General features: G+C 56.4%; 25 protein-coding genes. 16 read left to right on the forward strand and 9 right to left on the reverse strand.

Annotated elements, in window-relative coordinates:
* Nucleotides 1–114 precede the first annotated feature (114 nt).
* The 5 genes from IPM59_13590 (at nt 115) to IPM59_13610 (ending at nt 5247) form a co-directional block, all read left to right on the forward strand.
* Entirely contained in the window at nt 115–897 is a 783-nt protein-coding gene (locus IPM59_13590; GenBank protein MBK9216601.1) for a zf-HC2 domain-containing protein, read from the forward strand.
* Nucleotides 897–1646 (forward strand): B-box zinc finger protein, encoded by a 750-nt coding sequence (locus IPM59_13595; protein ID MBK9216602.1) that lies wholly within the window; start codon nt 897–899, stop codon nt 1644–1646. Before IPM59_13590 ends, IPM59_13595 begins: the two co-directional genes overlap by 1 nt.
* 29 nt (nt 1647–1675) lie before the next feature.
* Nucleotides 1676–1879: a hypothetical protein gene (locus tag IPM59_13600; protein MBK9216603.1), complete on the forward strand. Its 204-nt coding sequence runs from the start codon at nt 1676–1678 to the stop codon at nt 1877–1879.
* A 430-nt stretch (nt 1880–2309) separates the two neighbouring features.
* The gene (locus IPM59_13605) at nt 2310–2954 is read left to right on the forward strand and encodes a M23 family metallopeptidase (protein MBK9216604.1); all 645 of its coding nucleotides are present in this window, start codon (nt 2310–2312) and stop codon (nt 2952–2954) included.
* A gap of 136 nt (nt 2955–3090) precedes the next feature.
* Nucleotides 3091–5247 (forward strand): S46 family peptidase, encoded by a 2157-nt coding sequence (locus tag IPM59_13610; GenBank protein MBK9216605.1) that lies wholly within the window; start codon nt 3091–3093, stop codon nt 5245–5247.
* Between the two features lie 63 nt (nt 5248–5310).
* Here the strand turns inward: IPM59_13610 and IPM59_13615 are convergent, their stop codons facing one another.
* Both IPM59_13615 and IPM59_13620 read right to left on the reverse strand, forming a co-directional pair.
* Nucleotides 5311–6102 carry a transglycosylase domain-containing protein gene (locus IPM59_13615; protein ID MBK9216606.1) on the reverse strand — a complete coding sequence of 264 codons (792 nt, stop codon included), beginning with the start codon at nt 6100–6102 and terminating at the stop codon, nt 5311–5313.
* 54 nt (nt 6103–6156) lie between these two features.
* The gene (locus tag IPM59_13620) at nt 6157–6510 is read right to left on the reverse strand and encodes a four helix bundle protein (GenBank protein MBK9216607.1); all 354 of its coding nucleotides are present in this window, start codon (nt 6508–6510) and stop codon (nt 6157–6159) included.
* A 61-nt stretch (nt 6511–6571) separates the two neighbouring features.
* Here IPM59_13620 and IPM59_13625 point away from each other — a divergent pair, with 61 nt between their 5' ends.
* The gene (locus IPM59_13625) at nt 6572–7867 is read left to right on the forward strand and encodes a glucose-1-phosphate adenylyltransferase (GenBank protein ID MBK9216608.1); all 1296 of its coding nucleotides are present in this window, start codon (nt 6572–6574) and stop codon (nt 7865–7867) included.
* On the opposite strand, the gene IPM59_13630 is transcribed toward IPM59_13625, so the two are convergent.
* The 3 genes from IPM59_13630 to IPM59_13640 form a co-directional block, all read right to left on the reverse strand.
* Entirely contained in the window at nt 7864–9009 is a 1146-nt protein-coding gene (locus tag IPM59_13630; GenBank protein MBK9216609.1) for a VWA domain-containing protein, read from the reverse strand. The two genes, IPM59_13625 and IPM59_13630, sit on opposite strands and share 4 nt — an antisense overlap.
* Before the next feature lie 61 nt (nt 9010–9070).
* Entirely contained in the window at nt 9071–10264 is a 1194-nt protein-coding gene (locus IPM59_13635) for a VWA domain-containing protein (protein MBK9216610.1), read from the reverse strand.
* Nucleotides 10265–10341: 77 nt separating this feature from the next.
* Nucleotides 10342–11454: a beta-lactamase family protein gene (locus IPM59_13640; protein ID MBK9216611.1), complete on the reverse strand. Its 1113-nt coding sequence runs from the start codon at nt 11452–11454 to the stop codon at nt 10342–10344.
* A gap of 75 nt (nt 11455–11529) precedes the next feature.
* Here IPM59_13640 and IPM59_13645 point away from each other — a divergent pair, with 75 nt between their 5' ends.
* Entirely contained in the window at nt 11530–11970 is a 441-nt protein-coding gene (locus IPM59_13645) for a hypothetical protein (GenBank protein ID MBK9216612.1), read from the forward strand.
* On the opposite strand, the gene IPM59_13650 is transcribed toward IPM59_13645, so the two are convergent.
* Entirely contained in the window at nt 11967–12965 is a 999-nt protein-coding gene (locus IPM59_13650) for a Gfo/Idh/MocA family oxidoreductase (GenBank protein ID MBK9216613.1), read from the reverse strand. The two genes, IPM59_13645 and IPM59_13650, sit on opposite strands and share 4 nt — an antisense overlap.
* Nucleotides 12966–13010: 45 nt before the next feature.
* On the opposite strand from IPM59_13650, the gene IPM59_13655 reads away from it, so the two are divergent.
* A complete protein-coding gene (locus IPM59_13655; protein ID MBK9216614.1) occupies nt 13011–14489 on the forward strand; it encodes a glycosyltransferase family 39 protein in 1479 nt (492 codons plus the stop codon).
* On the opposite strand, the gene IPM59_13660 is transcribed toward IPM59_13655, so the two are convergent.
* Nucleotides 14490–15431, reverse strand: coding sequence for a threonylcarbamoyl-AMP synthase (locus tag IPM59_13660; GenBank protein MBK9216615.1), 942 nt, complete (start codon nt 15429–15431; stop codon nt 14490–14492).
* A 62-nt stretch (nt 15432–15493) separates the two neighbouring features.
* Between IPM59_13660 and uvrC the strand changes: the two genes are divergently transcribed.
* Nucleotides 15494–17344 carry an excinuclease ABC subunit UvrC gene (gene uvrC / locus IPM59_13665; protein MBK9216616.1) on the forward strand — a complete coding sequence of 617 codons (1851 nt, stop codon included), beginning with the start codon at nt 15494–15496 and terminating at the stop codon, nt 17342–17344.
* A 103-nt stretch (nt 17345–17447) separates the two neighbouring features.
* Here uvrC and IPM59_13670 read toward each other — a convergent pair whose 3' ends face one another.
* Nucleotides 17448–18176 carry a hypothetical protein gene (locus IPM59_13670; protein ID MBK9216617.1) on the reverse strand — a complete coding sequence of 243 codons (729 nt, stop codon included), beginning with the start codon at nt 18174–18176 and terminating at the stop codon, nt 17448–17450.
* Between the two features lie 58 nt (nt 18177–18234).
* Between IPM59_13670 and IPM59_13675 the strand changes: the two genes are divergently transcribed.
* Nucleotides 18235–18951: a class I SAM-dependent methyltransferase gene (locus IPM59_13675; GenBank protein MBK9216618.1), complete on the forward strand. Its 717-nt coding sequence runs from the start codon at nt 18235–18237 to the stop codon at nt 18949–18951.
* Nucleotides 18952–19153: 202 nt separating this feature from the next.
* On the opposite strand, the gene IPM59_13680 is transcribed toward IPM59_13675, so the two are convergent.
* Nucleotides 19154–20164, reverse strand: coding sequence for a hypothetical protein (locus IPM59_13680; GenBank protein ID MBK9216619.1), 1011 nt, complete (start codon nt 20162–20164; stop codon nt 19154–19156).
* A gap of 491 nt (nt 20165–20655) precedes the next feature.
* Between IPM59_13680 and IPM59_13685 the strand changes: the two genes are divergently transcribed.
* The 6 genes from IPM59_13685 (at nt 20656) to IPM59_13710 (ending at nt 25119) form a co-directional block, all read left to right on the forward strand.
* A complete protein-coding gene (locus tag IPM59_13685; GenBank protein MBK9216620.1) occupies nt 20656–22032 on the forward strand; it encodes an AAA family ATPase in 1377 nt (458 codons plus the stop codon).
* 78 nt (nt 22033–22110) lie between these two features.
* Complete coding sequence (gene folK, locus IPM59_13690) at nt 22111–22617, forward strand: 2-amino-4-hydroxy-6-hydroxymethyldihydropteridine diphosphokinase (GenBank protein MBK9216621.1); 507 nt, start codon at nt 22111–22113, stop codon at nt 22615–22617.
* A 137-nt stretch (nt 22618–22754) separates the two neighbouring features.
* Complete coding sequence (gene panB, locus IPM59_13695; protein ID MBK9216622.1) at nt 22755–23615, forward strand: 3-methyl-2-oxobutanoate hydroxymethyltransferase; 861 nt, start codon at nt 22755–22757, stop codon at nt 23613–23615.
* Nucleotides 23612–23911, forward strand: coding sequence for a nucleotidyltransferase family protein (locus IPM59_13700; GenBank protein ID MBK9216623.1), 300 nt, complete (start codon nt 23612–23614; stop codon nt 23909–23911). Before panB ends, IPM59_13700 begins: the two co-directional genes overlap by 4 nt.
* Nucleotides 23901–24263, forward strand: coding sequence for a DUF86 domain-containing protein (locus IPM59_13705; protein MBK9216624.1), 363 nt, complete (start codon nt 23901–23903; stop codon nt 24261–24263). The genes IPM59_13700 and IPM59_13705 overlap by 11 nt, the downstream gene beginning before the upstream one ends.
* Nucleotide 24264: 1 nt before the next feature.
* A complete protein-coding gene (locus IPM59_13710) occupies nt 24265–25119 on the forward strand; it encodes a pantoate--beta-alanine ligase (GenBank protein MBK9216625.1) in 855 nt (284 codons plus the stop codon).
* The last annotated feature ends 57 nt before the right edge of the window (nt 25120–25176 follow it).

Here is a 25176-nt window from a genome sequence, read left to right on the forward strand (position 1 = left end):
AAAGAAATGAAACCACAGATAGACACAGATAAACACAGAGAAGAAAGGGGTTTTGTATCTGTGTCTATCTGTGTGCATCTGTGGTTCCATCTCTTCGTGCAAGGGGATTAGGTTATGAAGGAGACGAAGCACATCATGAATTGCTCGCAGTTCGAAGAGCTGCTGACCGATTATCTCGACAAGACGCTCGAGACGGCGGCCAACACCGCTGTTGCCGAACACGCCTTGGCGTGCCCGCTGTGCCATTCGCTCCTGAATGAGGTCAAGGATTCGCTTGAACTGTGCCGTCAGATCGCCGCGCCGGCTTCGCCGCTAACGCGGCTTGAGGCGCGCGTGCTCTCGATGACGATGCCCGAAACGGCGATGGCGTGTGAGAATTTTGAGGATCATCTGACCGACTATCTCGACGGATTCTTGCCCGCGGCTGTTTTCCACCGCTGGGAACGCCATGCGGCTCTCTGCACAACGTGCGAGGATCTGCCCGGCATGGTCGTTCGCTCGATCGGCGCTTGTTACACCTACAAGATGGACGAGATGGCGGTGCCCGCCGGCTTGCACCAGCGGATCCTCAACCTGACGCTTGGCACCGAACATGCCCGCGAGGTCAAGGCCTCGCTCGCCGCTCGCGTCGGCGAATGGGCCCGCGGGCTTCGGTTCCCGGTCGGCATCCCTCAATTTGCGCCCGTTGCGATGCTATTGATGATCGCGTTCCTGGTCTTCAGTCAGACCGTGTCGGCAGACGGCTCGCTCGCGGGCATTTATCAAAAGAGCCTCGAACTTGCCGAATCAACGTATCAGCAGAGTGCTGATGCATGGAATGGCAAACCTGTGGACGTTGACAAGGCCGGACGGCCGATCGACGGCACGACCACCATTGCTAACGAGGAAGATAAATAATGAATTGCGTTTATCACAGCCATCACGCTGCAACGGTCAGCTGCAACGGATGCGGCCGGCCGCTATGCCCGGCCTGTGATCACCGCATAAAAGGGTTTCCTTATTGCACCGACTGCATCGTCCAGGGCATCGATCTGCTCAGGCAGCAGAGTCGAAACAATTACGAGCCATATGTAAAGAAAAGGACGTCGCCATTCGTCGCGACGATGCTCTCGTTCGTCTGCCCCGGCCTCGGTGCCGCGTATAACGGACAGATGGTAAAGGCCCTTGTTTATTTCGCTGTGTTCGTCGGCCTCTTTCAGATGGCCGTGCTCACCGGTGGCATGCCGATCTTCGTGCTTGGGTTCATCGGGATGTGGTTTTTTGGACTGCTCGATTCCTGGCGAACGGCGCAGATGATCCGATCCGGCGTGACGCCGGACGTCGCCGACGACGTTTTGGTGAGGCGTTTCTCGGGCAATCCGAAACTCTGGGGCATTGTCCTCGGCGTGTTGGGGCTCGCATTTGTTTTTCAGCGCCTCTTCAATATCGGCTCAGTCATTCGTTTCCTGATACCGGTGATGCTGATCGGGCTCGGCATTTACATCGTTCGCGGATATATTTTCAAACCAAAGGCCGTCGATGAGAGATGGTCCGATGCCGGGCCGGCAACGAGCTTCGCACTGACACAGGTAAATGCTCGGCCGCCACGCTACAACACGTCCGAATTTGCCGACCGCTCGCGCAGCGGAAGCTGGAGAGACATCTAGATTCGCAATTTTATTAGGAGTTTTGAGAAATGCTAAAAGCAGCGTCCATAGGCGGCAGCATCCTGGCTATCATCGCTTTGGTAATAGTCCTGCTCAAGGCACTGATCGCGCTGGTCGGCTTTGTCGGATTTGCGCTCAAGGCTTTGATCGTGCTGGCGTTCATCATCGTCTTTGCAACGGTCGGATTCATGGTCCTCCGTGCCTGGCAATCGAACCGGAACTCGGGCGGCTAGGCCAGATCGTTAGCATTCGTTAAACATGCCGCAGAATTGGCGACCTATAACGGTTTGCCATTTCAGGCGGCTTATGTTTTTATATAAGTTCCATTTACGTGAGTATTTGGATTTACAAGCGGTTATTGTTCCCACAATAGCGGGAGTTTTAGTTTTACTTTATTACTCTTGTTGTAAGGTTTCGCGTTAGTCTTTTCAAGGCTATTCTTGCGTGATTCCAAGTGCGGACAGCGGTGCTGTCGGTGCGAAAGATCATTTAAAGGAGCTTAAAAGCATAATGCAGAAAAACGACAAGTTCTATACTTTTCTTTTATCGCATTCATCAAAATCGAAGGTTACTATTAAGAGGTTGGCGGTTCGAAAGCGCTCGGTGCATATCGGATCGTTAGGTATTTTTGCAGCAGTTTGTTTGACAACGATCGGATTTGGATTGAGCGGCCTTCTTAAAAATATCGAACTGCCCGCATTAGCACAAAATCCTGCACTCTCACAGGTAACGGCCCAGCCCGCACCGGCGGACGTGAGCTATATCCAAACGGCGAGCGGAGAGCTTGCTTTTAACAGCGGCGGCCCGGAGTTTGACGACGAGGACGGCGAGACCGGCGAACTCGAGGATCAACTGCAGGCCATTCGCACAAAGTCCGATCCCGCGAGCCTGCCCACAATGTGGGCACACCTCGGCAAGATCAATAACGAATTCGGCTTTCGCCGCAATCCGTTTGGCGGACGCTCGTACGAGTTTCATCCGGGAATGGACATCGACGGCGAGCGTGGTGATTTTGTCGTCGCCCCTGCCAATGGCACGATCGTCTCGGCCGGCTACAAGGGCGGCTACGGCAATATGATCGAGATCGACCACGGCAACGGCCTGACAACACGTTACGGCCATCTGTCGAAGATCGAGATCGAAAACGGCGATACGATCGCACGCGGACAGCTTATCGGCTATGTCGGCTCGACGGGCCGCTCGACGGGGCCTCACCTCCACTTCGAGGTCCGCGTCGGTGACCGCTCGATCAATCCCCGACATTTCCTCCCGCCGGAGCCGGTGGACCTGGCAAAGCTGGCCAAGTAAGCTGAACGGCATTTTGAGAACAGAAGCGGGCCCTGCGGCCCGTTTTTTTTGCGGCGATGTCCGCCTCCGCGCATCGGAAAAACGGCCGCCGTAGGCTATACTGAATTTTTCGCCTAATAACAGAGGGATCACAACTATGAATTTAAGAACCAATCGATTCTTGTCGTTCGCGATGATGGTCGCGCTTGTTTTTTCGTCGTTCTCATTCGCCATTGCGGCTCCGGATGAAGGAATGTTCCCGCCGGACAAGATCGCGGGCCTCAACCTGAAAAAGAAAGGGCTCAAGATCAAACCCGAAGAGATCTATAACCCGAACGGTGGCGGCCTGACCGATGCCATTATCCGTCTCAGCATTGGCTGTTCGGCTGAGTTCGTCTCGCCGGACGGGCTGATATTGACAAATCACCACTGCGGTTTTGACGCACTGGTTTCGGCCTCGACGCCGGAGAAAGACCTGGTTGAGACCGGCTTTAACGCCGGCAGCAGATCGGGCGAGATACCTGCCAAGGATTATTCGATCACGCTAACGCAGCGCATAGAAGACGTGACAGCAAAGATCAAGGCGGGCACCGAGAATCTCTCGGGAGCAGAACTCGCGGCCGCGATCAAAACGAACACCGACACCCTGACGGCTGCGGAAAAAGCCGCTCACCCTGGATCGGCGATAACGATCCAGATGCTCAATAACGGCTACTATTACTATCTATACCAAACGACGGAGGTCAAGGATATCCGCGTCGTTTATGCTCCGCCGCGCAACATCGGCGTCTTTGGCGGTGATCCCGATAATTTTGAATGGACGCGGCACACGGGCGATTTCACGTTCCTGCGTGCCTACGTCGCCCCTGACGGCTCTGCGGCTGAATATTCGCCGAACAATGTGCCGTTCAAGCCGAAAAAGTTTCTTAAGGCTAACATTGGCGGGCTGAAGGACGGTGATTTCGTATTCGTCCTCGGTTTTCCGGGCGGCACGACGCGATATCGCGAAAGTTGGTCGATCGAATACGCTCGCGATGCTAACTTCCCTTTCCTCGAAAAATGGCTCCAGGCCTTGAGCGACAGTCTCAATGCAATTGGCGCTAATGACGAGCAGAAGCGCATCGCGTTTCAATCGGACATCGCGAATTTTGACAACTCGAGAAAGGTCTTTGGCGGTGGCCATTTGCGGCTGCGACGCGCCCACGTTGTTGAAAAGAGAAAGGCCGACGAGGCCCGGATGGCAACCTGGATCGAGGCCGATCCAACGCGGCAGCAAAAATACGGAAAAGTGCTGGGCGAACTGAAGACCCTCTCGGAAGAGACCAATGCGACACAGCTCCGCGACGTCATCATGCGACGATTTCCTGATCCGAATTCAATGGCGGTTTTCGGCCAGATCGTGGCGGCCGCCGCATCTGTAAAAGCGGGGCGAACACTCACACAGGCCCAGCGGGCCGCGAAGCTCGCGGACATCACCAAGGCCCTTGAGGGGCGCGAACCCGCCCAAGAGAGCGCGATGCTCAAGTTCTTTTTCAAGGCCTTTGACGATTTGCCCGCGGGCGTTCGATTCGAGGCGGCGGATACGAAGTTCAATAATCTGAAGGGTAAGGCTCGTCGCGACGCCGAGGCCGCCTTCGCAACCGAGGTCGCACAAGGCCCGCTCGTCTCACCGGAACACATTCTTGCACTTTACTCGATGAGTTGGGACGCCCTCAAGGCTGCTCATCCGTTTGTCGCCGGAGTCGTTGACGAACGCGCTGCCCTGGCCGCTCGCGGCGCAAACTTTGCCTCCAAGATCGATCATCTGCGGCTGCAGTATCAGCAGGCGCTCGCAGAAATGCGCGGCAATACGCCGTATCCGGACGCGAACTTTACGATGCGTTTCTCATACGGCAACATCAAGGGCTACAGCCCGCGCGAAGCCGAGTTTCGCTCTCCGTTTACCACGATGAAGGGCATGATCGAGAAAGAGACCGGTGAAAAGCCGTTCGATCTGCCTCAGAAGCTGGTCGATCTGCAGAATGCTCATGACTTTGGCCGCTACGGTTCGGGCGACAGCGTCGGGGTCAATTTCATCTCATCGAACGATATTATCGGCGGCAATTCGGGCTCGCCGATACTCAATGCACGAGGTGAGCAAGTCGGCATCTGTTTTGACGGCAACTACGAGGGTCTCGGCAATGACTTCTACTACGATCCCGAAAAGAACCGTACGATCTCGGTCGATATTCGCTACGTCCTGTTCGTCACCGAGAAATTCGGCGGCGCAAAATGGGTCGTTGATGAAATGTCGCTGGTCGGCAGAAAGTCCTAGTTCATTCAGCAGATAACCGCACGGGCAGTTCACTTCCCGTGCGCTGCTCGTGTTTTTTTGGGTCTATTTGCCTGCATACTCGAGCTTGATAGAGTTCATGCCGCGCAGGATGACGCGTTGTCGCCGGACAACGCGTTTTCTGTTTTTTGACGGATTGAATACGTTTAGCGGCGACGGGATCATCGCTGCAAGATAAGCGGCGTCCTGGGCCGTCAGTTCAGACGCACTCTTGCGAAAATAATTGCGAGACGCGGCTTCGGCCCCGTAGATGCCATCACCCCATTCGATAACATTGAGGTAAAGTTCAAGGATCCGTTTTTTTGACAATTCACGCTCAAGAAAATAAGTGTAAACGGCCTCGCGGCCTTTCCGCAGGAAGTTGCGGTCCTCCGACAGGAAGAGGTTCTTTGCCAACTGCTGGGTCACGGTCGATGCCCCCCGCTTAAAACTCGGCAGCGGCGGTATCCAGTCGTCATCGCTCGGTTTGCAGTCCTTCTTTTCCTGCTTGTTAGTAGCCTCGGCCTCGCATTCTTCGCGGGCTTCCTTTTCGCCTTCCTTAACTGCCTCATCCCATGCCTTTTGGATCGCATCCCAGTCAAAGCCGTCGTGCTGGAAGAATCTCGCATCCTCGCCGGCCAGAACGGCACGCTGCAGATTGGGCGAGATCTGCTCGATGGGCGTCCAGATCATATATTTGCGCGGCTCGCGTCCCTCAGCAACGGCTTCTGATATCCGATATTCGATCATCGAGGTCGTCGTCGGATTCTCGGTCCTGAGGCTCGAGATATTCGGAAAGGTGACCAATTCATACAGCAGCCAGAGCGCGATCGCCCCGGCGAGTATGAAAAAGAGCATTTTTGTCCAGTACCACATATTCAATGCACAACGCACAACGCAGAATGCCCAATGTTACGCATTCGTTTTTGCTGTTTTGATCGAGGCAGTCAGCATTTTTTGCAGTTCAAGGCAGTCAGCAAGAATTGAGGCTGCCTGTGACTCCGTGATGAACTCGCTGTCACGCAGCAAGTTTATCCAATACTCTGTCTCATCAGCCTCTTTCAAGGCAATTGAGAGTTTATGAACAAAATCTCCCTTTGACTGCCCTCGATTCGCTTCGACAATGTTCGCACCGATAGAGGTGCCTGAACGCAGTATCTGCTTCGATAGAACACGCTCCTTGCCCTCCGATGCCAAATGCTTGTAGAGCTTAATGATCCGTAGGGCGAATGCATAGGATTTGGTTTTAAGTGGATTCTCTTGCATTGATCATGCACTTTGCATCTTACATTGTGCATTGTGCATTGTGCATTCTACAATTGAAGCCGTGGGACGTTACGACAACGTGGTTGCGGTCATATTGGGCGGCGGAGCGGGCTCGCGGCTGTTTCCGTTGACGCGCGAACGTTCAAAGCCGGCCGTCCCGCTTGGCGGAACATATCGGCTGATCGACGTTCCTGTATCTAACTGCATCAATTCTGAGATCACCCAGATCTTCGTCCTTACACAGTATAATTCTGCGTCGCTAAATCGCCATATTTCAAGGACATACCGCTTTTCGAGCTTCTCTACCGGTTTTGTCGAGGTGCTCGCGGCCGAGCAGACCGGCGACAGTGAAGAGTGGTTCCAAGGCACGGCCGATGCCGTCCGCCAGATGCTGCCCCACCTGCGCGATTGGCGCGTAGATACGCTGCTGATACTGTCAGGCGACCATCTTTATCGGATGGACTATCGCAACTTCCTCGAACGTCATTTCTCCACCGGCGCCGATCTCACCGTCTCGGTCGTTCCGTGTCGGCCCGATGAGGCTGAAGGGTTCGGCCTGTTGAAAACCGGTGACGACGGACAGTTAGTAGAGTTCAAGGAAAAGCCAAAAGGAGACGTCCTTGAGGCGATGCGTGTCGATACGACGCGGCTCGGGCTTACGCCGGAGGAGGCCGAAAAGCGGCCTTTCCTGGCATCGATGGGCATATACGTTTTCAATTATGCTAAGCTCGTTGACCTGCTCGAAGCAGACGTTTCATGGGTTGATTTCGGCCGTGAGATCATACCGGCCGCGATAGGAAAATATACCGTCCAGGCACATCTCTTTAAAGATTACTGGGAAGACATCGGGACGATCCGCGCCTTCTACGAGGCAAATCTCGATCTTGCCTCACCGCTGCCGAAGTTCAACTTTTTTGACGCGACTGCCCCGATCTACACCCGCAGCCGCTACCTGCCGCCGTCAAAACTCCATGATTGCGAAATCGATAATTCGATGGTCTGTGAAGGCTGCATCCTGAAGGGCGTCAAAGTTCGTAATTCCATTATCGGCCTTCGGAGCCGCATCGATGAGGGCGTCAAAATCGAGGATTCGATCGTCATGGGCTCGGATCTGCTCGAATCGATGTCTGAGCTCAAATACAACGTGAGCGTCGCACGTCCGCACATCGGTATCGGTGCGAATACCACGGTTCGACGGGCGATTCTCGACAAAAATGTTCGTATTGGTGAGAATGTGAAGCTGATCAATCGCGATGAGGTCATGAATTATGACGCGCCGGACCGGTCATTCTATATTCGCGACCGGATCATCATCGTGCCGAAGGACGGCGTCATTCCCGATGGCACCGAGATCTAGCGGGTAAGGACCCTCGTCCTCTTTGGTATTACGTAACCGTCACGGGTCCGTACTGACACGCCCGGACGGCTGACACGCACCTTGATGGTCGTTCTCTTGCCGGGCACCCGTTCATTCTTCGGGTAGTAGCCGATGCTGTAAAATTCGCGCAATTCGCTCGCGATCCGGGCATATGCGGCGGCGAGATTATCGATCGTCATCGCCTCGTATAAACGGCCGCCGGTCCTGTAGGCCATCTGGTCAAGATATTCCCTCGCACGCTGATATTCCTCAGGGGTCGTCCCTTGGGTCGAGACGTTCGGTTCGACCCTGACCGGTATCTTGACGGGAAGCGTCGTTCCTCCCGGTAAAGGAATATCGACCGTCGGCTGCGTCCCCGCTCTCATCGTCTGGACGTCGGCAAAGGTGTCATACCTGATCGGGTAGATCAGCGCGTCGAGTTCCATAGCGTCGTCCAGATTACCTCGGTCGCTGGCCCGGCGGCTGGTCGTATCAACGCCATCCGTAAAGAGGATGATCGCCTTACGGCCCTCGATATGGCGCAGGCGGTCATTCATCACGAGATCTACTGCCTCGTAGAGGCTGGTGCCGGTCGATATCTTCGTACTGCGGATCGCCCTGTAGATAGCATTACGGTCGCTGGTCGCCTCACAAAGCATATGCACGTCCTGATCGAACGACACGACCATGACCCTGTCCTGCGGCCTCAATTGGCCAATAAACGCGATCGCGGCCGCTTGTATCTCGGCGATCTTGAACGTCGTCGAATAGCTCATGTCGAGGACCAAGGCGACCGTAAACGATTCATTCTCGTTCGAGAACATGGCGATGTCCTGCTCGACGCCATCTTCAACGGCACGGAAATCATCTCGGGAGAGCCCTCCGATGAATCGCCCTTTTTTGTCCATCACACGAACGGGAATAGAAACGAGTTGGGTATTGACGCGTATGACGTCGTCATCGGCCGATATTCCCGCGGCCTCAAGCGGGGCCACAGGTTCCGGCGGGGGCGTGGGCGTCGCGGCCGCTCGCTCATTGCTCTTTGTCCCGCTACCGACCGTTCCGCGGCCGGCCTGCGCGAATGAAGCCGCCGCCAGAGCAACCGTGAGAGACAAAGACACGACGAAATGCGCAAGGCTCATCAGACACCGCACGATCTATTCTACGATGCCTGTCAAACCCTCAAGAGATGCAGCGGGGCGGCTATCGCCCCGCTATTTTTCGATCCTGTTGGCCGACGATGTAGCTGGTCTTTGCCCGGACAACCACATTGGGCCGCATAACTCGGATCTTGATCTGACGGCGGTCGCCGACCATGCCGACCGATTCAGGATAGTATCCAAGCGAATACTGCCGCCGCAGCTCTTCGGCTATACCGGAAAACGCTGCATCCACGTTATAGATCGACTTTGCCTCGAACGGCCGTCCGCCACTGTTGTTAGCGAGAGATTCGAGATAGGCTTTGCCTTTGGCATAATCGCCCTGGTTTACGCCGCCCCGGCCGCTACCGGTATTCATCGGGCCGCCAAGTATGATCCCGGCCAGGATATCGGCAAGGGTAACCCGTCCGCCGGTTCTCGGTGGATATCCACCGCCGCCGCCACGTCCCACGCCCATGTCAGCCGACGTATCGTATCTGATCGTGTAAAAGAGAGCATCCACCTCCTCCGTTGCTCGCAGCGTGTCGTCATACCCTGCGCGTCGAGACGTGGTGTCCACGCCGTCGGAAAATAACACCACCGCCTTTCGCCCCTCGATGCGGCTTAGCTGGCGCCGAATGACATCATCGACGGCCTCATAAAGGCTCGTGCCGTTGCCAAACTGGGTCGAATATATCGCGCTCCGCATCTGATTCCGATTGGTCGTCGGCGGACACAGCACATGAACGTCCTGATCGAAGGCGATCACCATCACGCGATCTGACGGCCGCAGTTGATTTACAAAGGAGCTTGCTGCGTCCTGAATCTCGTTGATCTTAAACTCAGTTGACGGGCTTACATCGATCATCAGAACAACCGTGAAAGGCTGCTCCACGGATTGAAAATAATCGATCTTCTGCTCGACGCCATTCTCAAATATCCTGAAATCCCGCTGCTGGAGCCCTGAGATGAATCGCCCGTCGCGATCAAGCACAGAGACGGGCATCGTCACCAGGTTCGTCTCGACACGAATGATCTCGTCATCCTCGGCCGGCGGAGTAGGCGACGCCGTCGGGTATGTGCCGCGGCCGGCCAATACCGGCGGCCCCGAAGGGGTCTTACCCTGATATGGATCGTTCGTGATCGTCGGAGCCGAGGGCGTCACGGCAACGCGCGGCCGCGTCGTCGTGTCATTCTGAGCGATCGCTGCCGTTACCAACGCGATGGCGAATGTCGCCGAGAGCAGTATCCTTTTCATCTGTCCAATCCTCTCCGAGTTCAGTTGCTTCGGGGAAAGCGCTGGTTTGATTAACGCCTCAGCCCTTTCGTTCGCCGTTATTTTCCGTCGAGAAACTCGATCGCAAGATCGTGAAAACGACGCCTTACGCCATTGAGGTTCACGAACGGCAGCGCGTGGTTGTGCGTCCGGTTTGAAAGAAGGATGAAGACGCGTTCCTTGACCGGATCGATCCATAGGCTTGTGCCCGTAAATCCAAGATGCCCAAAGCTTTGCGGCGACATCTGCTTCCCCGCTGCCGAATCCGGTGTCGATGCAAGTTGAAACGCAAACGACCGGTGTTCATTCATCCCTGCCGTGAAGTTGGACATGAACAACTCGCCGGCCTTCGGGGCCAGCAATTGAGAATATTTCGGCAAGAACTGCTGAGCGATCCTGAACACCTCCGTCGCCGTTGAAAAGAGCCCCGCGTGCCCCGCCACGCCACCTAGAAAGTATGCGTTCCCGTCGTGCACTTCGCCCCAGATCACGCCTTCTCGCAAGGCACCCTTTTCGGCGTCATCGATCGCAAAGCCCTTCTCGATACATGTGGCTCGTTCAAACGCATTGCCTGTTTCGCTGGCCGCCACTCGACTGCGTTCGGCGATAGGGCCAAAGCTCGTATCGCTAAGCCCGAGCGGCTGTATGAGCATCTCGCGGACGATCACGTCGAGTGTCCCGCCAGCCACGCTCTCGATCAATGCTTGCAAGGTAAGGAAGTTCAGGTCGCTGTAAACGACTCGTTCACCACTCGCGTATGCGAGCGGCGTGTCAGCGATCGTTTGCCGCACATCAGCCCTGCGCTTCGCCATCAGATACAGCGGCAGCCACGCCGGCAGCCCCGATGTATGCGTGAGCAACTGCCCGACGGTAATGCCTCGCTTTTCGTCAGTATCGAATTCCGCAAGATGCTCCGACACGGCATCGGTAAAAGCGAGTAGGTCGTGCTCGATCAGGATCGCCGTCAAAAGGCCCGTGACCAGGACCTTTGTCAGGCTGGCCAGATCGTAGATCGTGTCTTTCCTCGCCTCGATCCGCTCCGGCTCGACGACGGCGTAGCCAAGTGCATCATGCAGCACGATCTCACCCTTTTCCGCAACGAGATACACCGCCGACGGAAAATCACCCGCCTCGATCCGCTCGGAAAGGAATCTATTGATCTCAGAACTCATTGACTAGCCGCCGTCAAAATAATAACCTGATTGTTCCGCGATAGAAAAAAAATACATTTCTGGAGGTTAAAATGTATGTCTTCTCAATTCGAATCCGCCGAACTCATCCTGAAGCTCTACGACCTGCGTCGTGAAGCAACGATGCGCAAGGCACGCGATTGGTTCTTTAGCTTTAACCCGGCCAGCGCCGACGAGGTCGAAAAAACTATGATGGATCCCGAGGTCGGGGGCTATCTTCGCATGGTCCTCTCATACTGGGACATGGCCGGAGCCATGGTAAATAGCGGGGCGATAGACGCCGAACTATTTAACAAGACCAATGGCGAACACATCGGTGTTTTCTCCAAGATCGAGCCATTTATCGGCGAGCTTCGCGAAAAATGGCAGATGCCCGAAGCTTTTGAGAATATCGAAAAGGTCATCATGGACCGTCCTGACGGTGCCGAACGCATCAAAAAGACGCAAGAGTGGATGAAGTCGATCCGGGAGCAGATGGCGGAGCAGGCCGCGGCCTAGACCTTTAGGCTTGCGAAGTGTTCGGCGATCTTATCCAGCACGCCAACCGCTAATTTCAATGCACGCCGTCCATCCTCGCCTGAGACGGGCGGCGTCTTTCCTTTCTCGATACAATCAAGAAAATCGAGTATCTCGGCCCGCAGCGGCTCGACGTCATTGATCTCAAGTCGATCTATCGAGATGCCTGCGAGCGGGTGCGATGCGTTGGAGTTCAGTGACGTGAGCGACGCAAATTTCGTCGCATAATCGAGCACGACGTAGGCGTTAGTCTGATAGAAGCGCGTCTTGCGTATCTTCTCGGTCCCGATGCGTGAGGCGGTGATGTTCGCTACACAGCCATTCTCGAATTCGATGCGGGCATTCGCCGCATCGACCTTGTCCGAGATCACAGGAATTCCAACAGCGTGTATTGCCGAAACCGCAACGTCCTCGCCCACCAGCCACTGAACGGCGTCGAGGTCATGGATCATCACATCTAGCACAACGTCCACATCGAGCGACCGGTTGGGATACGGCGACACGCGGTGTATCTCAAAATAAAGCGGCCTGGTCACGTGCGGCCTCAGTGCGACCATCGCCGGATTATACCGTTCAAGCTGGCCGACCATCAGCTTCGCACCCGACGGTGCTGCCGCGGCGATCATTCTGTCCGCCTCGTCGAGCGTTAGAGCGATCGGCTTTTCGACCAGAACGTGAATTCCCTTTTCGAGAAACGCGCACGCGATCTCGCAATGCGTCTCGGTCGGCGTCGCGATCGAGACCGCATCCACCTTGCCAAGCAGGTCGCGCCAATCAGCAAACGCCTCACAGCCATTCTGTTGAGCGATCTCGCTCGCCGTCGGTGCGTCGGTATCGCAAATCCCAACAAGCTCGACACGCCCTTTGCCCGACAGCTCTGAATAATTGCGCGCGTGATGCCGGCCGAGACTGCCGACACCGATAGCAGCGACGCGTAGATCGCGGATCGCGGATAGCTGATCGATGGTTTCCTGCATTGTGCCTCAGATGAGTAAAATATATTTTCGACCACATGCCGTCGAATGACAAAATCAGCGATTAGCAATCCCCGACCCGCAATACTAAGCGTCCTTGTAGTGATGCTTGCCCTCGCGGCCTATTTTTCGGGCCTTTCGATGCCGTTTTTGGGCCCGGACGAGCCGCGATATGCACAGGTCGCACGCGAGATGCTCGAGCGGGGCGATTGGTTTACGCCGACGCTCGGCGGCCACACGTGGTTTGAGAAGCCGGTCTTGCTCTATTGGCTCGAGATCGTCTTCTTCAAGCTGTTTGGCGTAAACGAGTTTGCCGCCCGCATCGGACCGACTCTTTGTGGCCTTGGAACGGTGGTTTCGCTTTGGTTTCTGGGCCGCGCAGAGAGCAGCGAACGGCGAACTGCAATTACCTTCGCGCTGATCGGCGCTTCGACGCTGAGCATTATCGGCTTCTCGCATGGTGCAAGTTTTGACATCGTCGTTACGTTCCCGATCACGGCGGCGCTGACGGGCTATTTCATTTTTGACCGTGCCGAAAGCAAACCAACGGTGCCACTCGCGTTGTTCTACTTCTTCGTCGGCCTGGCACTGTTGGCAAAAGGCTTGATCGGCATCGTCATTCCATTTGGCGTGATCGGCCTCTATCACTTGCTGTCCCGCCGCCTGCCGAGTCGGAAGTTTCTTATCAGCCTGTCGTGGGGCCTTATTTTGACGGCCGCCGTCGCGGCCACATGGTATCTGCCCGTGTATCTTCGCCACGGATGGCCCTTTATCGACGAGTTCTTTGTCCAGCACCATTTTCAGCGGTTCACGTCAAACAAGTACCAGCATCCGCAGCCGTTCTACTTCTATCTCTGGGTACTGCCTCTGATGACGCTGCCATGGCTCCCCTTCTTTTTCGGCGGCCTCTGGTCATTGCTGCAAACGGCTTTGGGCCGGCGAACAACTGACGCTTCTTCGCCGCTCCTTCTCTTTTTGCTGTCCTGGCTCGTCGTCCCGCTTGCCTTCTTCTCCTTTTCCGGCTCAAAGCTGCCCGGCTACATTCTGCCTGCCGTCCCCGCTGCCATCGCGTTGGCGGGTTGCTTTATTAGCGACCGATCATCCGCGAAGAAGGGCTGGAGGCTCGCGACAATCGCGATCGCTTGCGCTGCGTTCGTGTTTGTTATCTTCCTTGCACAGGTGGCGGCCCCACGCTACGCCGACGGCGATAGCGTAAAGGGCCTGATCGAGGCCGCCGCCGCTCGCGGGTATGCGAGCGACCGCGTTTTTGGCCTTCAGACTGTGTCGCACAGCGCCGAATTCTACGCCGCCGGCCGCCTGCTCCGCGCACCGGACGGATCCCAGAAAGAACTTGAAACACCGGCCGACCTCCGTTCCGAAATGCAGAGAACCGGCCTCGATCGTGTCCTCGTACTTGTTCCGCTGCAACGCCTCGACCAACTCACATCATCCGGCGAAGTCCGAGTTGACCTTATTCGCGACAACGGCGAAATAGCTATCGTCGCGGTAACGGCTGGCGATCACTAGCTATAAGCGTGCGCGCCGGAGCCGATCCATCAATGCGGCACCGATGCCCGATTCCGCAACCGTTTGGCAATAGATCACCCGTATGCCTCGCCGGTCGCACTCGCGAAAGAACTCGAATACCGCCGCCGCGTATTCCTCGACCGAAGCGCAAACCTTTAGTAATGCAAAGCCACTGTCAGGATCGACGCCAGTGCCGATCCAGGCCGCGTCCTTGCAATCTGCGGCCGGAACTGTGTCACTAACGAGCCGGACCTCGGCGTTAGGCGTGTAATGGCGATGCTTCAAGCCCGGACTGCGGCTTTCTTCCGGCTCGCCTGACGAGGCAACACGCGTCTCGGGCACAACCGCCCGAAGCTCATCCAGCGAAACCGCACCTGCCCGGAGCAGCACCGGCACATCGCCCGTGCAGTCAACCACCGTCGATTCCAGCCCGATCTCGGTTGGTTCACCTCGCAGAATGCAATCGATACGCCCGTCAAGGTCCTCCAATACCGCCTGCCAAGTGGTCGGACTGGGCCGCCCCGATAAATTTGCCGAGGGAGCCGCGACCGGGACGCCGCAGGCCGTCAGAAACTGTCGGGCGACCTCGCCTCTCGGCATTCTCACACCTATCGTCCCCAGACCCGCCGTCGCGAGCGACGGAACTCGGTCAGTCTTTCTCAACACGACCGTCAAAGGCCCCGGAAAGAACCGCTCAACAAACTTCTCCGTGTTCTCCGTGATCTCTGTGGCCAATTCCCCTATCTGCTCGACCGCAGCAACATGCGCGATCAGCGGATTGTCCGCCGGCCGCTGCTTTGCTTCGAATATCTTCGCGACCGCTGCCTCGTCAAACACATTCGCCCCAAGCCCATAGACCGTCTCAGTCGGAAACGCCACCGTCCCGCCGTCGCGTACGAATGCGGCCGCGGTCTTGACGTTATCTGTGAGAACCGTCTTCATTCAAAAAAGTCTGTCCTACCGCTGCACTAAAATCAAAACGCGGCAGCAGGTATAATCGGCCTGTGACGCTTCCCGAGAAACTCAAGACCTTGCCGACGCGTGCGGGCATCTACATTCACAAGAATGACGCCGGACGGATCATCTACGTCGGCAAGGCTAAGAATCTGCGCAATCGGGTGCGTTCGTATTTTCAATCGAGCCGCAATCACGATCCGAAAACGCGACAGCTCGTTCGCGTCATAAGCGATTTTGAGTTCATAGTCGTCGATAACGAGGTCGAGGCGTTGATCCTCGAGGCGAACCTCATCAAGAAGCACAAGCCTCGCTTCAACGTCTTTCTCAAGGACGACAAATCATACCCGCATCTCAAGGTCACCAACGAGCCCTTCCCAAAGGTCGTCATCACGCGCCGCATCGTCCGCGACGGCTCAAATTACTACGGCCCGTTCCTGCCGGCGACGCTGGCCCGCAACACGCTGAATCTGATCAACCGTGCGTTCCAGCTTCGCACCTGCGAGATCGAGATCGACGGCAAACTGCCGCGGCCCTGTCTCGAATACCACCTCAAACGCTGCCTCGGCCCGTGTGTCAAAGGGCTTTGCTCGCCCGACGAGTATCAGGAGGCGGCGGCCGACGTGCGAACGCTGCTTGAGGGCCGCAACAAGGAGCTTGCAAAGTCGCTCGAGGCCCGTATGTGGCAGTTCTCCGAGGACGGCAAATACGAGCTTGCGGCCAAATACCGCGACCTGCACCGCACGGTGCTCGCGCTGAGCGAAACCCAGAAGATGGCGACGACCGCCGAGCGCGACATTGACACGATCGGCTTTTACCGCGAAAAGCAGCGGCTTGCGTTGCAGCTATTTACGACACGCGAGGGCCGAATCGTCGGCCGCCGCGAGTTCTTTTGGGAAGACCTGCCCGAGGACAAGACCTTTGACGCCGGCGAGTTTCTCGGCAACGTGCTCGCACAGTATTATTCGACCGATTATGTGCCGCTCGAGATACATGTGCCTCAGGATTTCGCAGACCGAGCAGTGCTGGAAAAGGCGCTAACTGAGCGTCGCGGCCGCCGCGTAAAGATCCTTGACCCCAAACGCGGCAAGAACAAACACCTCGTCCGCCTCGTCGAGGCAAATGCAAAGATCTCATTCGAGCAGCGCTTCCGCGTGCTAAAGCCCGACAGCGAAAAGGTGCTCGAGGAGCTTCAGGAACTGCTCGAACTTTCATACTTCCCCGAGCGTATCGAGTCGTTCGATATCTCGAACATCTCCGGTTCTGAGAACGTCGCGGGCATCGTGTGCTTTGAGAACGGCAAGCCGGCGAGGGCGAATTACCGCCGATTTATCATCCGAACGGTCGAGGGAGCGAACGATTTTGCCTCGATGCACGAGGCCGTCTATCGCCGCTACAAACGTCAGTTGGACGAGCAAAAACCGCTGCCGCAGCTTGTCTTTATCGACGGCGGCAAAGGCCAGTTGTCGGCCGCCGCATCCGCAATGCAGGCCCTCGACCTTGAACAGATAATGCTCGTCGGCCTCGTTAAACCGCCAAAACGACACAGCGAGATATCGCACCTGCTGATCTACGGCCGCGAGGATAAGCCGATACCCTTTGACCGCAACTCGCAGGCGTTTCGCCTGATCTTGCAGATTCGCGAAGAAACGCATAAGACCGCCGTCGAGTTTCACCGCAAACGTCGCGAGAAGCGTGATTTCAGCAGCGAGCTCTCAGAGATTCCCGGCATCGGCGACAAGCGAAAGATGAAGCTGCTGCGCGAATTTGGCTCGATCGAACGCATTGCAAAGGCATCCGCCGACGACCTGAGGCCATTCGTCGGCCCCAAGGCCGCGACCGAGATCGTCGAACACTTTGAGGCCCAAAGGGCTCTGAACACGACCCTAAAAGGCCCTTGACTTTGCTTGGCTGACATTATCGGCTCGACCGTCATTGGCGCTATTGGCGGCGGCGTAGTCGCTCAGGTGCTCGGCATGATGAGCAAGAGCGAGAGCTGACCGCCTACGGTTCATAGCAGCGGAGCGTTCGGGCCTTTTTGAATAGTTTCTTGAACTCAGCCTCGGGCGTGCCGTCGTATTGTATTCGCTCGATGAGGGCGTTGGCACAGTTTGACCAGCCGAAATTCATCACCTCGACGAGCGCGAACTTCATCTTATCGGGCGAGCGAAGTTGCTGGTCGAAAATTCGCTGCAGCCGGTCGGGATCGGCGTTGTTCTTTCGCGACTCGACGTTGACATTAAGCCACGCCGCAAGCAGTTGGTCGCCGCCCGCGGCCAATGGCCGGGCGTATCGCGTGACGCAATCGGGGGCTGCCTCGTACGCCAGCAGCTTTGCCGGATCCGAATAGCCTAGCATCGATGTGCGCTCCAGCTTATACACCTGCTCAAGCTCGCGGATCTTTCGTGCCTTGAGATCCTGCCAATACGCCACGTTGACGATATCGAGTGCCTTGAGCTCGGCGACCTTGCGTTTGTACTCGGCATCGAATGCTGCGATGTCGAGTTTGGCAATATCTCCATAGCTCCACGCGGTCGTGTTCGTCTCCAACAGATAGCTGCCGGGCAGGCTGAGCTTGAGCGTGTTACGCAGACGGGCGGCCGTATGGATCTTCGGATCGTATGTGCCTGAGTACTCGCACATCTCGTCTTCCCAGCGCAGGACGGCCGCCCGCTGGGCGAATGTCGAGACCGCCGCGGCGGCCAGCAATATCGCGATGATCAACGGTTTCATAGGCGTTACTTTACATCAAATTGGCGCTCCACGCACCGGCGGTCTAGAATTGAACAGCATGGCCTGGCAGGACGAATACCTCGCGAGATATTACTCGGCTGAGTCTGGCTGGGTGGACGGCAATGTCGTTTTCCACGGCCTGTGCGAGAGCGTCATTGCCGCCGGTGGTGAGATACTCGAGGTCGGTGCCGGGCCGACGAATATCACCTCCGACTTCCTCGCAACGCTCGGCCGCCTGCACGGCGTCGATATTGACGCGGACGTGCGCGACAACACAGCGCTCGCGGCCGCGCATGTACTCGACGGCGAGGCTTATCCGTTCGAGGACAACACTTTCGACGCGTGCGTCTCGAATTACGTGATCGAGCACGTCGCCGACCCGACGGGCCATCTCGCCGAGATACGGCGCGTGCTCAAGCCCGGCGGCAGTTACATCTTTCGCACGCCAAACTTCTGGCATTACGTCTCGCTGGTCTCGCATCTGACGCCTCATTCATTCCACACACTTGTCGCGAACCGCCTGCGAAACCTGCCCGCCGAGAGCCACGATCCGTATCCGACTCATTACCGCCTCAATACCCGAGCCTCCATCGAACGCGCGGCAAAAGCCGCCGGCCTCACCGTCGAGCGCCTCGACCTCATCGAGAAAGAACCTATGTACGGCCTCGGCTCGCGGCTGCTGTTCTTCCCGTTCATGGCGTATGAGCGGATCGTGAACTCGTCTGAGGCTTTTTCCGGGCTGCGTGCGAACATTCTTGGCGTACTAAAAAAGTAGCTATTAGCTGATAGCTATTAGCTAATAGCTACTTTTCAAATTCGGGCCGTCGGCAATGAACGCGGCACAGCGACGAAGCCGCATCCATCAATTCCCGACGGCCCGAAACTCGTAGTGTCTTGATCTCGATCTATTCGTGCATTCGTGGCTTAGTCTTTCGAACTCAGGAATAGCCACGAATGCACGAATTAAGACACTACTATTAGTTCTTCTTCACATAACTCCTGTGAATGATCGTTTTCGACCGGTCATCGACGGCGTCGATCATTACGTTGTCCTTGTCCTCGCGCGTGACGAGCTTGCCGCCGGAGCCCACGGCGCGTTCCTTGGCTTTGGGCTTTTCTGCGTCGGCGATCATCTCGGTTACGGCTGCGGCCTTGACGGGTTCGGCCAGGCGGACGCCGCGCGATTCGACAACGGCCTCGGTCGCGGTGGCCTTGAGCATGCGCGGCCAGAGCTTTTTGAAAAGGGCGTTCGAGACGTAAACGTCAGCGCTGTTGAGTTTGCCGTTGATGGCAAATGCATAGCCGATCACGTCGGACTTGCCGTTGGTGATGCCGTTTAGAGCTTTGACGTATTCGTCAACGCTCGCCGCGACCTTGCCGTTCTCGAGGCTGAGCTGAAGGCTCGACCCTGACGCGGCTGCTTTCACGTCGCCGCCGACATTCTTTGACAGGCTATCCTGGGCCTTGCTCACACTTGCCCAAACCTCTTGCTGCGAGCGTTTGGCATTTGCGGCGATCTTGAGCTCCTTGGTCACGATGCGATCGTTCGAGCTTGAGAATTTGCCGGCCTCCTCATTGCCGCGCTTTTCCCATCGGCCCGATTCGACGCAGAATGCATCGATCCTGACGCGGCCCGAACGCGCCGGGATAATGATGCTCACGGCCAGCACGCGGTCCTGTTTGCCGCCCTTGACGATGTCGCCGGACTGGATGAAAACGTCCTGCTCCTTTGAGAGGTTCTCGACCTCAAGCTCGTTAACATTCGACGTCTCGTAAACGACAAAGAGCCTTCGCTCCATCGCCTCCTGCAGCGTCATCACGTTGCTCTTTTTGGATTCGTCCTTGCCATGGATCAGAAAGATGGTCAGGTTCTTGTGCGAGTAGGGCGACGAGATCCTGTAGCTCGTCCCCTGCGCCGCCACAGCCGCCGCACAGACAAACGCAAACGCCGCCGCCGCCGCGAAAGACACATATCTTTTGTATTTCATTTGGATCACTCCTGGTTTAGATTTCGGGAGAGCGTCGCTGCTTTGGTTAAAGAACGGCGTTGATGAATCTCTCTTGCACATAAAGATGTGTCAGTAGCCCGACGTGTCAGTAGCCCGCACGTAAGTAAGGGCTCAACCTACAATACGGTCGCGCACCGGTGAATTCGGCAGGTGCATCACCCGAACCTGAGCCCTCACTCACGTGCGGGCTACTGACACGCTCCGCGATGTCCCGCTCGTGTCCCGCACCCTTGCGGGACAGGTTAAGTATCGTATTTGCACCAGTTACAGACATATTTCGGTGTCATTTGACCGTTTTTGAAAAAAAACTTCTTGACATCGGCTGTTTCATATGTAAGATACTGTATCACAATGATATTGCATTGTCAAGATATTCTTTTAGCCACGCAACCTCACATTCGTGCATTCGTGGCTAATTCTGCTTAAGAGAGATAGCCGCGAATGCACGAATAAGACACCAGGAGACAAACATGCACGACACGATAAATTCACCACACACGACACCGCAGCTTCCGCGAACCGCAAACGAACGGATGGAAATGAGCAACTATGCCCCGCCGATCGAGCCGCTGTTTGACACGTTTTGGCACACGCGCGAGCTTGGGCTGCTGTTTGGGGCAGCGGGCACGGGCAAGAGCATGCTGGCGATGCTGCTGGCGGAACGGATCGCCCGCGGCAAGGGTATTGAGGGATTTGTGATGCCCGAGCGGCGTCGCAAAGTGCTCTACGTCGATCTCAAGCTGTCAGACACGCAGTTTGGGCTGCGTTACAGCGACCCTGAAACGGAGCGCGACTACCGCTTCTCGGATAACCTTTATATCGACCGTCCGCCGTCGGCCGAACAGCTTGTGCCGTGGCTTCGCGACATGGTCGCGGCCGGCATCGATGTGATCATCATCGACGACCTGTCGGCGCTGCAGCAGACGGCGGACGGTACAAAACATACGCTGCGGCTGATGCGCGCCTTGCGCGAGCTCATCTATGAAAAAGGCGTTTCGATCCTGGTCATCGCGGGCTCGCGCGAGCACCGATACGATAACTCGGTGAGCGAAGCCGACCTCAAACGCTCGCGCGTGCTGTGTGATGTCGCCGACAGCGTTTTCGGCATCGGCAATCATCCGCATTACACGGGCTCGCAATACGTCCAGCAGACACGCTCGCGCACCGCGCCGATCTATTGGGACCACACCGCGCCGCCGCGATTTACGATACAGCGCAGCGAGGGCGGCTTTATCGGGCCAAAATTCGACGAGCGCTTCGCCGAACAGCTCGACGAAGACACCGCTAGGCTCATCTACCAGCTAAAAAAGCTCCACGACAATGGCCGCAGCATCCGCGACATCGCCAAAGACCTCGGCACCTCAAAATCCCGCGTCGAACGCCTCCTGAAAAAATGGACGCCCGACCTCGGGCGCTATTTCGACGACCTCTTAGACGATCCGTCGGATGATGATGACCTCGATGATGAACTCGATGAAGAAACCGAACACAACGAACCGGAACACGAATCTGCCGCCCATGCCGACGACCAGGTTCCCGATAGTGAGGAATTCGACCACGCGACAACCGAGGCCCCAATTTCCGCCTCTGAAGGCGCAGTCGCTCTCGACGCTCCCGCCGCTGACGCCAATGACAGCGATCCCGAGCCGAGTTCTCAATTTTCAACTATCAGTTCTCAATTCGGCAACCTGCGTCACACCCTCGACGCCTACGGCCGCAACATCTGGATCGAGTCCGAGGACAATAACGGCAAACCCACGCTCTGGTACCGTTACGACTCAAAAAACCGCCTCTGCCGGATGGAGAACAAAGGCTACTTCATCACAACGACGAGGGTCGAAGAATGACGGCTTTTTGGAAAACGAAAGCGATTTTTTGCTGTTTGGGCGTGGATGTGGTTTCCTCTATTTAATTAACGAACAGGAATGTCAGGGGAACAGGTCACGGCTTATGTCGGGTTAGGGTCGAATCTTGGGGATCGGGCCGGGAATCTGCTGTTGGCGGTGAGGTGCATGGTCGAGGCCGGATTTGTGGTAAACCGGCTCTCGAACGTCTATGAGACTGAGCCGGTTGATATCGAATCGGACGCGTTATTTCTGAATATGGCGGCCGAGCTATATTTGAACGGCGTCAGCCCGACACAGATGATGGCAAGGCTGCTGAGGATCGAATACCTGATGGGCCGAGGCGACAAGGGTCTCAAGCGGCCGAGGACGATCGATATTGACGTGCTGTTCTACGGCGCTATGGTGATGGAAACGCAGTTTCTCACGCTGCCGCACCCGCGACTGCACCTGAGGAAATTCGTCCTGATGCCAATGGCTGAGATCGCGCCGCACTTCATGCATCCGGCCATCAGGAAAGACATAACGCAGATGCTGGCTGAGTGTGGCGATACAACATGTGTCATGAAATGGGATCCGAACACGTGATTTGAAGATGAATAGGCGTTGCACAAAGCCCGCGTTTGAGCAAGGGCGATGCATCCAACGACGAATGTATCGCCCTCGCTTACGGTCGGGCTTCGGCAATGTTTGGCTTGTTTTGTGTGCTAGACTGAACCGAGAATATGGCCTACCTGCAACCTGACAAAGAAGGCAAGGTTTACCTGCCGGCGATCCGTGCGGCAAAGGAGAAAGGCGAGAAGCTCATATGCCTGACGGCCTATGATTATCCGACGGCAAGGATCGTCGATGAGGCCGGTGTGGATATTATCCTGGTCGGCGACAGCATCGGCAATGTCATCCACGGCTATGGCAATACGATACCTGTATCGCTGGAGGAGATCTCATCCGCTTGCATTGCCGTAAAACGCGGCACAGAACGGGCGATGGTCGTGGCGGATCTGCCCTACGGCACATATCACGTCAACGAGGACGAGAGCGTGCGTAATGCGCTCAAGCTGATGAAGCACGGCGGTGCCGAAGCGGTAAAACTCGAAGGCGGGCGCAACCGCGTCGATCTGGTCAAGCGGCTCGTGGACGAGGAAATTCCCGTCGTTGCCCACATCGGGCTGACGCCGCAAAGCGTGTATAAAATGGGCGGTTATCGGGTTCAGGGCCGCACCGCCGAGCAGGCGCAGCGGCTCATCGAGGATGCAAAATTGCTCGAGGATGCCGGTGCTTTTGCGATAGTCCTCGAACTCGTTCCGCGCGAGGTCGCGGCGATGATCACGCAAGAACTGAAGATATCGACCATCGGCATCGGAGCTGGCCTCGATTGTGACATTCAGGTGCTGGTGCTGCACGACCTGATGGGCATGACCTTTGGCCGCCAGCCGCGATTCGTCCGTCAATACGCAAACCTGCGGCAGGTCATGACCGACGCGATCCAGGCGTGGGCCGCAGACGTAAAATCAGGTGCGTACCCGAACGATCAGGAATCCTACGGCCTCACGCCCGAGACGATAAAGGAAATGGCAGCGAAATGACGCAGTTTTCGGAGGAAACCAAACAAAAGATCGCCGAGCTGTGCCGGAAGAATAAGGTGCGCGAGTTGAGCATCTTCGGCTCGCGCGCTCGCGGCGATAACCGGCCGGACAGTGATTACGATCTGTTGGTTGAGTTTAGGGCCGATGCTGACGTTGATCTTTTCGACTATTCCAGGATGATGGTCGACCTTCAGGAAGTAATTGGTGCAAAGGTCGACCTGGTAGATAAGAAAGGCCTGAAAAGGCTCATCCGCCCGCACGTCCTCGCCGAAGCGCAGTTGATCTATGAGGGATGAAAGGCAATACCTGGACGATATTGTCGAAGCCGCAGAACTGATCGACCAACACGTAAAGTCTGCCTCGCTTGAGGAGTTCCGGACGAACATGCTTTTGCAGCGGGCTGTCCTGTTCAATTTCACAATTATTGGCGAAGCGGCGAACAAACTGAGTAAATCGACGCAGGAGCTCTATCCCGAGATAGATTGGAGCGCGATCATTGCGTTTAGAAACGTGATCGTGCATGCGTACCACAGTCTGAGTCTCGAAACCGTATGGAAGGCCGCAAAGCGCCGTGTGATTCCACTCGCTGAGCAGATCGAGGCGATTATCCGCCATGATTTCAGCCAGGACACAGAGGAATCGGACTGACATGGAAATAATCAACCGCCGACAGCGAATGTTCTCGATCGCACGCAAGCTGCGACGTGAGGCTCAGACAGTGGGGTTTGTGCCGACGATGGGTGCGTTGCACGCAGGGCACCTGAAGCTCGTCGAGGAGGCTCGGCAGCGCTGCGATGTATTGATCGTCTCGATATTCGTCAATCCGACGCAGTTCAACGACGCCGGCGATCTTGAAAAATATCCACGCGACCTGACTGCCGACGCGGCGATGCTCGCGGAACACAGTGTCGACTTCATCTATGCTCCCGACGCCGACGAGGTCTATCCCGAGGGCTTCTCGACCTATGTCAATGTCGAAGGGCTGACCGACACAATGGAAGGCGCGTCGAGGCCGGGGCATTTTCGCGGTGTGGCGACCGTAGTGACGATACTTTTTAATACTATTAGGCCCGACATGGCCTTTTTTGGTCAAAAGGACGCGCAGCAGGCCGCCGTGATCAGGCGTTTGACGCGCGACCTTGGGTTTGAGACCGAGATCGTCGTGATACCGACGGTCCGTGAGGACTCGGGCCTCGCGATGTCGTCACGAAACGAGCGTTTGTCGGAGCAAGGGCGTGAAAAAGCGGCGGTCATCATCGAGGCATTGCGCGAGGCCAAAACGGCATACAAGAAAGGTGAACGAGATGCCGCAGACCTCGCCGAGATCGTGCGAAACCGTGTAGCCGACGAACCGGCCGCGACGCTCGATTATGTCGCGATCGTCGATCGCGATTCGCTGCAAACTATTGAAAAGATTGGGGATGATGAGACGTTGATCGCAGTCGCGGTCGAGATCGAGGGCATAAGGCTGATCGACAACGTGATACTAAATCGAAAACAGTAGTTTGGTATCAAACTTGCATCTAATTGCCGTGAGATCACGCCATTCGTGCATCTCTAC

Source organism: Chloracidobacterium sp., assembly GCA_016715795.1.
GTDB lineage: Bacteria > Acidobacteriota > Blastocatellia > Pyrinomonadales > Pyrinomonadaceae > OLB17.

Excerpts from the sequence above, each read along its gene's own strand:
- IPM59_13685 (MBK9216620.1), top strand. The coding sequence starts at position 20,656 with ATGCACGACACGATAAATTCACCACACACGACACCGCAGCTTCCGCGA.
- IPM59_13590 (MBK9216601.1), top strand. The coding sequence starts at position 115 with ATGAAGGAGACGAAGCACATCATGAATTGCTCGCAGTTCGAAGAGCTG.
- IPM59_13670 (MBK9216617.1), bottom strand. The coding sequence starts at position 18,176 with ATGAAACCGTTGATCATCGCGATATTGCTGGCCGCCGCGGCGGTCTCG.
- IPM59_13600 (MBK9216603.1), top strand. The coding sequence starts at position 1,676 with ATGCTAAAAGCAGCGTCCATAGGCGGCAGCATCCTGGCTATCATCGCT.
- IPM59_13710 (MBK9216625.1), top strand. The coding sequence starts at position 24,265 with ATGGAAATAATCAACCGCCGACAGCGAATGTTCTCGATCGCACGCAAG.
- IPM59_13655 (MBK9216614.1), top strand. The coding sequence starts at position 13,011 with ATGACAAAATCAGCGATTAGCAATCCCCGACCCGCAATACTAAGCGTC.
- IPM59_13610 (MBK9216605.1), top strand. The coding sequence starts at position 3,091 with ATGAATTTAAGAACCAATCGATTCTTGTCGTTCGCGATGATGGTCGCG.
- IPM59_13635 (MBK9216610.1), bottom strand. The coding sequence starts at position 10,264 with ATGAAAAGGATACTGCTCTCGGCGACATTCGCCATCGCGTTGGTAACG.
- panB (MBK9216622.1), top strand. The coding sequence starts at position 22,755 with ATGGCCTACCTGCAACCTGACAAAGAAGGCAAGGTTTACCTGCCGGCG.
- IPM59_13595 (MBK9216602.1), top strand. The coding sequence starts at position 897 with ATGAATTGCGTTTATCACAGCCATCACGCTGCAACGGTCAGCTGCAAC.
- IPM59_13650 (MBK9216613.1), bottom strand. The coding sequence starts at position 12,965 with ATGCAGGAAACCATCGATCAGCTATCCGCGATCCGCGATCTACGCGTC.
- folK (MBK9216621.1), top strand. The coding sequence starts at position 22,111 with ATGTCAGGGGAACAGGTCACGGCTTATGTCGGGTTAGGGTCGAATCTT.
- IPM59_13640 (MBK9216611.1), bottom strand. The coding sequence starts at position 11,454 with ATGAGTTCTGAGATCAATAGATTCCTTTCCGAGCGGATCGAGGCGGGT.
- IPM59_13620 (MBK9216607.1), bottom strand. The coding sequence starts at position 6,510 with ATGCAAGAGAATCCACTTAAAACCAAATCCTATGCATTCGCCCTACGG.
- IPM59_13615 (MBK9216606.1), bottom strand. The coding sequence starts at position 6,102 with ATGCTCTTTTTCATACTCGCCGGGGCGATCGCGCTCTGGCTGCTGTAT.
- IPM59_13675 (MBK9216618.1), top strand. The coding sequence starts at position 18,235 with ATGGCCTGGCAGGACGAATACCTCGCGAGATATTACTCGGCTGAGTCT.
- IPM59_13660 (MBK9216615.1), bottom strand. The coding sequence starts at position 15,431 with ATGAAGACGGTTCTCACAGATAACGTCAAGACCGCGGCCGCATTCGTA.
- IPM59_13700 (MBK9216623.1), top strand. The coding sequence starts at position 23,612 with ATGACGCAGTTTTCGGAGGAAACCAAACAAAAGATCGCCGAGCTGTGC.
- IPM59_13705 (MBK9216624.1), top strand. The coding sequence starts at position 23,901 with ATGAGGGATGAAAGGCAATACCTGGACGATATTGTCGAAGCCGCAGAA.
- IPM59_13630 (MBK9216609.1), bottom strand. The coding sequence starts at position 9,009 with ATGAGCCTTGCGCATTTCGTCGTGTCTTTGTCTCTCACGGTTGCTCTG.
- IPM59_13645 (MBK9216612.1), top strand. The coding sequence starts at position 11,530 with ATGTCTTCTCAATTCGAATCCGCCGAACTCATCCTGAAGCTCTACGAC.
- IPM59_13680 (MBK9216619.1), bottom strand. The coding sequence starts at position 20,164 with ATGAAATACAAAAGATATGTGTCTTTCGCGGCGGCGGCGGCGTTTGCG.